Raw genomic sequence first — 8,604 nt, 5'->3', positions numbered from 1 at the left:
CCCTGGTCGTCGGGGTGGACCGGACGGGCTCGCAGGCGGCCGCCATGCGCCGCGCCGGAGCGGACGTCGTGGTGACGGACCTGGCCGAGCTGGCCATCACCGGCCGCGCCCCTGCCCTAGGGCGATGAATCCCTGGACCCTCGCCTACGAGGGCTTCGACCCGGCGTCCGAGGGGTTACGCGAGGCGCTGTGCACGCTCGGCAACGGCCGGTTCGCCACCCGCGGCGCCACCCCCGACGGCGAGGTGCGCACGCCCGGCACCTATGCCGCGGGCTGCTACGACCGGCTGGCCTCTACGGTCGCGGGCCGCACGGTCACCAATGAGGACTTGGTCAACCTGCCCGATTGGCTGCCACTGACGTTCGCCACCCCCGGTTCAGCGTGGTTCCGCCCGGAGCGGGCCGACCTGCTGGGCTACCGCCAGGAGCTCGACCTGCGGCAGGGGGTGCTGCTGCGCGAGTTACGCTGGCGTGACGAGGCGGGCCGCGTCACCCTCGTGCGGCAACGCCGTCTTGTGTCCATGGCCGACCCGTACCTGGCCGCGCTCGACACCACCTTCACCGCGGAGAACTGGTCCGGCCCGCTGCGCGTGCGCGCGGAGCTGGACGGCCGGGTGACCAACAGCGGCGTGGTCCGCTACCGTGACCTGCGCGGCGATCATCTGACCGGCCATGCGACCGGTACGCAAGGCGAGCTGACCTGGCTCACCGCGGTCACCCGCTCCTCCCAGGTCACGGTCGCGCTCGCCGCCCGCATGGACACCCCGGCGGTGCCCAAGGTGACCAGCGCACCTGACCGGATCACCGCCGAGCACGTCTTCGACGTCGTCGAGGGTGTGCCCGCGACAGTGACCAAGGTCGTGGCGCTGGTGACCTCACGCGATCCCGCCATCCACGACCCCTGCTCAGCGGCCCTGCGCCGGTTACGGCTGGCGCCGCTTTTCGACAAGTTGCTCGCCCGGCACGTAGCAGCATGGGAACTGCTGTGGCAGGACGCGCGGCTGGAGGTGGACGACCCGGAGCTCGCGCAGATCGTTCACCTGCACATCTTCCACCTGTTACAGACCCTCTCCCCGCACACCGTGGACCTAGACGTGGGCGTGCCCGCCCGCGGGTTGCACGGCGAGGCTTATCGCGGGCACGTGTTCTGGGACGAGCTGTTCGTGCTGCCCTGGCTGAACCTGCGCTTCCCCGAGATCTCGCTCGGCCTGCTGCGCTACCGGTGGCGGCGCCTGCCCGAAGCCAGGGCGGCGGCCCGGGAGGCCGGATATGACGGGGCGATGTTCCCCTGGCAGAGCGGTAGCGACGGGCGCGAGGAGACCCAGACGCTGCACCTCAACCCCTCTTCGGGACGCTGGCTGCCGGACGTGTCCCATCTGCAGCGGCACATCGGGCTGGCCATCGCCTACAACGTGTGGCAGTACTACCTGGCGACCGGCTTCATGCCGCCGTGGTGCGCCGAACTGCTCATTGAGATCGCCAGGTTCTTCGCCTCACTGGCCGTGCTCGACCCCGCATCGGGACGGTATGAGATCCGCGGCGTCATGGGACCCGACGAGTACCACGAGCGCTACCCGGGCGCCTCCTCGCCCGGCCTGGCCAACAACTCCTACACCAACATCATGACCGTCTGGCTGCTGTCCCGCGCGCTCGAACTCGGCGAGGCCGCCCCTGAGGAGGAGGCGTGCTGGGACGACATCACCCGCCGCATGCGGGTCGACTTCCATGACGGCGTGATCAGCCAGTTCACCGGCTACGCCGACCTGCTGGAACTGGACTGGGCACGCTACCGCGGCGTGCGGCGCCTCGACCGCGCGCTCGAAGCCGACGGCGACGACGTCAACCGCTACAAGGCCGCCAAGCAGGCCGACACGCTGATGCTGTGCTATCTGCTGAGCGCCGAGGAGTTACTGGCGATCCTGAACCGGCTCGACTACCCGGCCACGCCGGACCTGATCCCTCGCATGATCGGCTACTACCTCGGCCGCACCAGCCACGGCTCCACCCTCAGCGCCGTCGTACACGCCTGGGTACTCTCCCGCTCCGACCGGGCCCGCTCCTGGCAGTTCTTCACCGAGGCGCTGTTCAGCGACATCAACGACGTCCAGGGCGGCACCACCGCGGAGGGCATCCACCTCGGCGCCATGGCCGGCACGCTGGACATGTTGCAGCGCTGCTACCTGGGCCTGGAGATCCACCCCGACGGCCCGCACCTCAACCCGTTATTGCCCGACCGGCTCGGTGCGCTGTCGCTGCCGATCCGCTACCGCGGCCATCAACTGGTCATCGACGTTGATCGCGACAGAACACGCATTGACGGCATCACTCTGCCACGCGGCACCAACCGCACCTTCACCACTGAGGATGAGGAGACGTTCATGACAGGCACCGGCGACTTCGGACGTCGCATGATTCACCATCGCGAGCGGTTGGGCCTCACCCATCAGCCGTCACCCCGTGGGCCGGTGGCGACCGACGGCTCTACATCCGCATGGTCCCGCACCAGATCACCGGCCGCCGCATCCACGGCCGGTGAGGGAGGGGCGAAAGGGGCGGCACCCCTGACCAACGGCCCGCCCGCCTGGGACCTCTGCCCCTACCCGAGTGGATCAGTTCGCGCTTCGCTCGTAAGAGGACGCGAAGGAGGATCCGCGATGCGAGTCACAGTAAGAGACGTCATGACCACGCAGGTCGCCTCGGTAACTCACAGCACGTCGTTCAAGGACATCGCCGAGGTGCTTATCGAGCACGCCGTCAGCGCCGTTCCGGTGGTCGACGGCGACGAGCGCGTCATCGGTGTCGTATCCGAGGCGGACCTGCTGTGCAAAGAGGAGTTCCGTGAGCGGTACTACAACGAGGCCTACAAGCCTCCGCTGCGGACCCGGTTACGGCACCGCATGGCCGCAGAAGGAGCAGACTTCCGGCGCAAGGCCGCGGCCGACACCGCCGCGGAGCTGATGACCGCGCCCGCGGTGACCATCTCCGCCACCGCCTCGATCGTCACGGCCGCCCGCCGCATGGACGAGTACGGCGTCAAACGCCTGGTCGTCGTCACGGGCGATGGCGTACTCGAAGGTGTCGTCAGCAGGCGCGACCTGCTCAAGGCGTTCGTGCGCACCGACAGCGACATCGCCCGCGAAGTCCGGGAGGACGTACTGGAGCGGTCTCTGTGGATGGAGACCCTCGGCACCAAGGTCGATGTCGACCAGGGCGTTGTCACGCTGAGCGGCTGGATGGAGCGCCGCAGCGATGTCGCGATCGCGCTGCGGATGACCGCACGCGTCAACGGCGTCGTCGACGTCGTCGACCGGCTCAACTGGAAACACGACGACGCCAAATGGGACAGCCGCTGACGCGACAAGCGCCGCCGGTGAGAACTACGCACGAAGGGCCGGGCACCGGCCTCGTGAGCCACCGCGGTACAGGCCCAACGGCGCCCGCGTGGAGGACTTTCGGCCGCTGTCACCTGGCGAGCCGGATGATGGGCTGGATGGATGAACCCATATCCCGTGCGTGTCGAGGCCAGGTTGGAAGAACCGCTCAACCGGGGCCTGTGGATCGTCAAGTGGATCCTGGCGATTCCCCACTACATCCTGCTCGGCTTCCTGTGGATCGCCTTCGGCGTGCTCACCGTCGTCGCGTTCTTCGCGATCCTGTTCACCGGCCGCTATCCGCGCGTGCTGTTCGACTTCAACCTCGGTGTGCTGCGCTGGACCTGGCGGGTGGCCTACTACAGCTACGGCGCCTTAGGCACCGATCGCTACCCGCCGTTCACCCTCGGCCCGGCCCCGGACTACCCGGCCACGCTGGAGATCGACTACCCCGAGCGGCTCTCGCGGGGGCTGGTGCTGGCCAAGTGGTGGCTGCTGGCCATCCCGCACTACCTGATCGTGGGCCTCTTCACCAGCGGCAGCGTCATCTCCTGGCGTAGCGGCCTACCCGACGCGGGCGGCGTGCTCTATACCCTGGACTGGGGCGGCCTGATCGGGCTGCTGGTCCTCATCGCCGCCGCCTTCCTGCTGTTCACCGGCCGCTACCCCCACGGCATCTTCGACCTCGTACTCGGCATGAACCGGTGGGCCCTGCGGGTGGCCGCCTACGCCTGCCTCATGACCGACGCCTACCCACCCTTCCGTCTGGAGCAGGGCGGGCATGAACTGCCCAGGCTCGAAACCACGCCTCCATCTGCCCATGTTCCGGTACGACACAGCGCGGGCTCGATCGTGGCCATCACCATGGGTGCCCTGCTGGCCTTCGGCGCGATCGGCACCGCCGTTTCGGGCACCGCTTCGGGTCTCTTGGACCGAGCTCGGAGCAGCGATGGTTTCGTCGCCACGAACGCCGGACGGATCACCACTACGACGTACGCGTTGACCACCGAGCAGATCGCCGTCAGCGGCCAGGGTGTGGACTTCCTGCGTGACCTGGTGGGCCGGGTCCGCGTCGAGGCCATCGGCACCAGCACGCCGCTCTTCGTGGGCATCGCCCGCCGAGCCGACGCCCTCTCCTACCTGAACGGTGTGGCCCACGACCAGATCACCCGCGGCACCGGCGGCGACATCGGCTACCAGCACCACCCCGGTGGCAGACCGGACACCTTGCCCGGCTCGAAGACCTTCTGGGCGGCTCGCGGCTCAGGGAAGGTGGAGTGGGACGTCCAGCCGGGCGACTGGACCGTCGTGATCATGAACGCCGACGGCACCTCCCCCGTAACCGCCGATCTCAAGCTGGCCGCCACTCTGCCCTGGCTGGCCGGACTCACCGCAGGGCTGTTCATCGCCACAGCGGTCCTCCTGCTCGCCGGCACCACGCTGATCCTCATCGGTGTCCGCCTGGCCGCGGCCCCCGCCCCCGAGCGCAGGCAGCCAGCGCCAACTTCATGACCATCAGCGCCGGTATTCCGCCCCAAGCCGGCTTGCACAACGCCGAGACCACCATCACGAGGCCAGGTGGGTGGCGGTCCTCGTCCCGGGCCGCCGATCGGCCATCGCCCACGCGAACTCGTCCGGTACCCGGCAGGCGCCCGCGTACTGATCGTTCGGCCCTCGCATAGGGGACCAAAGGCACTCGTCCGGCCAAAGTTCTCCGGCTGTCATGGAAGAGAAGAAGGTTTCGAGGAGGAAACGATGCGTGTCACAGTGCACGAGATCATGAACGAGGAGGCCGCATACGTCACCGCGGGAACGTCCTTCAAGGAGGTCGCTGAGACGCTGATCCGACATGGACTGAACGCGGTGCCCGTGATCGACGATGGCAGTCGTGTGATCGGAATCGTGTCCGAGGCGGATCTGCTGCCCAAGGAGGAGTTCAAGGAACAGTACTCTCGCGAGAGCTACCCGCCGCCGATCCGGGCCCGCCTCCGAAGGCGTCTGTCTCCGGGCGGCAGGCGGACCATGAAGAAGGTCGGCGCAAGCACCACGGCCGAGCTGATGACCGCTCCGGCGATCACCATCCGGCCGCAGCACGCCATCGTGTACGCGATGCGGCTGATGGACGAGCATGGCGTCGTATGCCTGCCCGTCGTCGATGACCGGGGCCGGCTGGTCGGCGTCGTCAGCCGCCACGACCTGGTCAAGGTGTTCCTCCGCCGGGACGAGGACATCGCCGACGAGATCCAGGAGGAGCTCGACCACTTGGCCTGGGTCGACACCTCTCAGGTCGAGGTCGCGGTGAAGGACGGCGTCGTAGCACTGGACGGGCGCACCGGCACCCGCAGCGACGTTTCGCTCATCGCCCGCCGCGCGGCCCAAGTCAATGGCGTCGTAGACGTGCGAGACGAGTTGCTGTGGGACGAGGACGACGCCTAACGGTCCGGCGCGCAGGTGCCGAAGGGTCGCAGTGCGGCGCTCTGCTCGGCCAGGAACCGGGCGAGCCCCGCACCGGGTCACCTCGACGGTTCGTGCATCACCGCGACGGGCGACGTTGGACCCTTGATGACGAGACGGCCGGATCAGCTCGCCCACGCTCGCAGTCCATGCCACCTGCCGCCGCCACGCATCCGAGCCAGCGACTCCTTCTCCAACTGGCGCACCCACTGCGGGGTCAACCCCAGCAACTCGGCGATCTCCCGGGGGGTGTGCTCGTCGTGCCCGTCCAACCCAAACCGCAACCGCATGATCGACGCCTGCCGCGGCGCCGGCTCCTCAACGAGGGACGCGAGCACGCCCTTGAGCGCCGTCCGCTCGACGAACTGCTCGGGAGACGCGCCATCAACGTCCTCGACCAGGTCGCCCAAGGTCGACTGATGCCGCCCCTCGCCCGCCACCGTGTCAAGGCTGACGCATTGCGCGGGCAGCCGCCGCAGGTAGGCGAGCCTCGCCGGCCCAAGCCCTGATTCCTCGGCCAGCTCCCACTCGGCGGGGACACGTCCGAGCCGATGCGTCGCCTCCGCCTCCGCGCGGGCGATCTTGCCTAGCTCATCCTGCACGCCGATCGGCAGTCTTATCGTGTGCGCGTATTCCAGGCCGCGCTGGATGGCCTTGCGGATCCACCAGGTGGCGACGGTGGAGAACCGGTTGCCCCTCGTGTGGTCGAAGCGCTCGACGGCCTCGATCAACCCGAGATTGCCGTCCTGGATCACGTCCGCCAGCGACATGCCCCTGCGCGCGTACCGCTTGGCGATCGAGACCACCAGCCGCAGATTCGCCTCGATCATGTGCTGCCTGGCGGCCCGGCCGTCGGCTACCGCTGCCTCAAGACCGGGCTCCGTCGCCCCTTGCTCGATCAGACGAGCGGCATGAGCCCCTGCCTCCATCCGCTTGGCAAGCCGGATCTCCTGGCCAGCGGTCAGTAATGGGGTGTCGCCGATCTGGGCCAGGCGGGCGCCCGCCTGATCGTGCGGATGCGGCCCGTTCACTCCTACGAGAATCATGTGTCCTCCTCTGTTCCCTTTACAGGACACGCTGGAGACGGCGACCGGCGTAGCGCCGAAAGGCCTCATGCGGTGGGGACTTTCGTTCCTTTTTGATCAGGTCTTCGGTCCGGTAGCGTCGCAGGCATGATTCGTGTGTTCCTGCTCGATGATCACGAGGTGGTGCGGCGGGGCGTGGCCGCGCTGCTGGACTCCGAGGACGACATCGAGGTGATCGGCGAGGCCGGGACCGCCGAGTCGGCCATCGCCCGCATCCCTGCCCTCAAACCCGACATCGCCGTGCTGGACGTGCGACTGCCCGACGGCAACGGCGTGGACGTGTGCCGCGAGGTACGCTCGAAGCTGCCCGAGCTGGCCTGCCTGATGCTCACCTCGTTCGCCGACGACGACGCGCTGTTCGACGCCGTGATGGCCGGGGCGTCCGGCTACGTGCTCAAGCAGATCCACGGCTCCGACCTGGTCGGCGCGGTGCGCACGGTCGCGTCCGGCCAGTCGCTGCTGGACCCCCGGACCACCGCCGCCATGCTCCAGCGCCTCCGCGACCAAGCGGCCAGAAAAGACCCCCTGGCCGCGCTGTCGGAGCAGGAACGGCACATCCTCGACCTGATCGGCGATGGGCTGACCAACCGGCAGATCGGCGAGCGGATGTTCCTGGCCGAGAAGACCGTCAAGAACTACGTCTCCAACCTGCTGTCCAAACTCGACATGCAACGCCGCACTCAAGCCGCCGCACTCTCCGCTCGGCTACGGGCGGAGAGCCAGGAACACTAGGCCGATGACAGCCTCGCCGCGGCCACGGCCACCTGGCCGTAGCATTCCACAGCGGCTCGCGAAGGCAGCGAGCCGTCCGCTCCTGCGATGATCATGAGGTACCTCCTTCGCCACCCTTCAAGGGGACCTTCCTCAGGTCGCTCCTGGCAGGGTCGAAGTCGGTCGCGCTAGTGCCAATGGGCGCCTGCCGGGCGTACAAGGCCTGGCGGCCGACCTTGCCGCCCGCATCATGGCCATGAAACAGAGCGCGATGGTGGCGTAGAACAGCACACAGCCAGGGCACGTCCGCGCCCTGAGTGAAGGCGACGTAGATGCGATGTTCACGCCCGCGAGCGCTGTCGCCAGAGCGTCCTTCCAAGTCAGACTCATGCCTGCCGCCTCCTTTTCCTTCGAGCGTCCGGCGGGACGGCCACGGCGCGCCACCGTGCGAGTCGACAACCACCAGCACGGGCTCCGCCGAAGCGGCCACCGACATCGAACCGCACGCCACCTCACCGTCCCAGGGCCATAAGTCCCCTCACGGACCAGTCCAAGGAGCGACAGGAAGCGGCGGCATCTTACTAATTCCGGTAGTAGCTGGGACCTAAGGCCCTATGTGGCAGCGGGCCGCGAGGTCACGATGGCAGCAGGAAACGAACAGAGGTGATCACGATGATGTGGTGGGGTTACAGCGGTATGAGCGGCTGGGGCTACGCGCTCATGGGTGTCAGCACCGTGCTCTTCTGGGGGCTGCTGGCCGCAGTGATCGTGCTGGCCACCCGCTATGTGAGCAGGGGCGTCCGCACCGGGGCGTCCGCACCGACGCCGGAGGAGCTGCTGGCGCAGCGCTTCGCCCGCGGCGAGATTGGCTCCGAGGACTACTACGCGGGCCTGGAGGTCCTGCGCGCCAGGCACGACCATCCCATCGGCCGTTAACGACGCGCGGCACAAGCCAGGGGCGGGCCCCGGTCCCGCCCCCATGGC

At 68.3% G+C, this 8,604-nt stretch carries 6 protein-coding genes; 5 read left to right on the top strand and 1 reads right to left on the bottom strand.

The genetic code is table 11. The annotated features are described in order from the left end of the window. The first annotated feature begins 124 nt into the window (after window positions 1-124). From AB0H88_RS51985 to AB0H88_RS51975, 3 genes are all read left to right on the top strand, one after another. On the top strand, window positions 125-3,352 hold the full coding sequence (locus AB0H88_RS51985) for a CBS domain-containing protein (protein WP_357657579.1): 3,228 nt from the start codon (window positions 125-127) through the stop codon (window positions 3,350-3,352). A 141-nt stretch (window positions 3,353-3,493) separates the two neighbouring features. Beyond that, window positions 3,494-4,882 carry a DUF4389 domain-containing protein gene (locus AB0H88_RS51980; protein WP_357657578.1) on the top strand — a complete coding sequence of 463 codons (1,389 nt, stop codon included), beginning with the start codon at window positions 3,494-3,496 and terminating at the stop codon, window positions 4,880-4,882. Window positions 4,883-5,125: 243 nt separating this feature from the next. Beyond that, entirely contained in the window at window positions 5,126-5,806 is a 681-nt protein-coding gene (locus AB0H88_RS51975) for a CBS domain-containing protein (protein WP_357657576.1), read from the top strand. A gap of 143 nt (window positions 5,807-5,949) precedes the next feature. On the opposite strand, the gene AB0H88_RS51970 is transcribed toward AB0H88_RS51975, so the two are convergent. Beyond that, complete coding sequence (locus tag AB0H88_RS51970; protein ID WP_357657575.1) at window positions 5,950-6,870, bottom strand: sigma-70 family RNA polymerase sigma factor; 921 nt, start codon at window positions 6,868-6,870, stop codon at window positions 5,950-5,952. A gap of 126 nt (window positions 6,871-6,996) precedes the next feature. On the opposite strand from AB0H88_RS51970, the gene AB0H88_RS51965 reads away from it, so the two are divergent. Together AB0H88_RS51965 and AB0H88_RS51960 are read left to right on the top strand one after the other, a co-directional pair. Beyond that, window positions 6,997-7,641 carry a response regulator transcription factor gene (locus AB0H88_RS51965; protein WP_357657574.1) on the top strand — a complete coding sequence of 215 codons (645 nt, stop codon included), beginning with the start codon at window positions 6,997-6,999 and terminating at the stop codon, window positions 7,639-7,641. A gap of 642 nt (window positions 7,642-8,283) precedes the next feature. Continuing rightward, the gene (locus AB0H88_RS51960) at window positions 8,284-8,556 is read left to right on the top strand and encodes a hypothetical protein (RefSeq protein ID WP_357657572.1); all 273 of its coding nucleotides are present in this window, start codon (window positions 8,284-8,286) and stop codon (window positions 8,554-8,556) included. Window positions 8,557-8,604 lie beyond the last annotated feature (48 nt).

This window comes from Nonomuraea sp. NPDC050680 (genome assembly GCF_040654555.1).
In the GTDB taxonomy this organism is placed as follows: Bacteria; Actinomycetota; Actinomycetes; order Streptosporangiales; family Streptosporangiaceae; genus Nonomuraea.
Note: the sequence above shows the minus strand (reverse complement) of the source record. Positions and strands in the feature narration are given on the sequence as shown.